The following is a 998-nucleotide window of genomic DNA, read 5'->3' on the forward strand; positions in this document are numbered from 1 at the left end:
ATATTTAACTTTAAATTCTTTGTGAATAGATATGACGGAAATTAAAAACAAACAGTCAACCTTTCCTAAATGGATGGGGCCATTATTAGAAGCATTGCGTCAATTAGGGGGCTCAGGCAGGCCTAAAGAAGTTACAAATACTATTGCAAAAAATTTAAATATTTCGGACAAAACTTTAGAAGAAACTACCAAGACTGGAATTCCTAGATTTTACAATCAAGTAGCATGGGCAAGGCAGTATTTAGTTTGGGAAGGTTTCCTTGATGCATCGAGTAAAGGTATTTGGACTTTAACACCAAAAGGTAATGAAACTTATTTAACAGAAAAACAAGGCCGTGAAATTTTCTTGAAATGGGTTGAAATAAATCAAAAAGCAAGAAAAGCAAAATCAAAGAACGAAATACTAAAAGAACAAGAGGAAGATGAGCCGGAAAATATTGAGCATACTCTTAAACCAAATTTGCTGGAAGTTTTGCAAGGGCTATCACCTAAAGGATTTGAAAATATTTGCAAGCGTTTATTACGTGAGCATGGTTTTGAAAATGTAGAGGTTACTGGTGGCTCACATGATGGTGGAATTGATGGATACGGTACCTTGGAGTTAAACCCTTTTGTAAGCATTAAAGTATTGTTCCAATGCAAAAGATATAAAGGAACTGTTTCACGCGCTCAAGTTGGAGATTTTAGAAATGCAATGATAGGTCGTGCCGAAAAGGGTATAATATTGACAACTGGTACTTTTTCCGAAGATGCAAAGCGCGAAGCATCACGAGATGGAGCACCACCAATTGAATTAATTGATGCATCTAAATTAATTGATTTATTTGAGAAAGTTCAATTAGGCTTAATTCCAAAAGTTGTTTTTGAAGTTGACTTGAAATTCTTTGAGCCATATTTAGATAAGGAAAAAATAAACTCATAGTCTCTACATTATAATAAGATACAAATAATTTTTAATCTAAATTCATTTTTAAATTGGTGCCTCCAAAATTAAAGAA

The 998-nt window shown here is 33.4% G+C and carries 1 protein-coding gene; it reads left to right on the top strand.

The window, feature by feature from the left end:
- The first annotated feature begins 31 nt into the window (after positions 1–31).
- Positions 32–922, top strand: coding sequence for a restriction endonuclease (locus tag JO950_RS21905; protein ID WP_202704539.1), 891 nt, complete (start codon positions 32–34; stop codon positions 920–922).
- The last annotated feature ends 76 nt before the right edge of the window (positions 923–998 follow it).

The organism is Flavobacterium sp. UGB4466, assembly GCF_903469665.1.
GTDB classification, from domain to species: Bacteria; Bacteroidota; Bacteroidia; order Flavobacteriales; family Flavobacteriaceae; genus Flavobacterium; species Flavobacterium lipolyticum.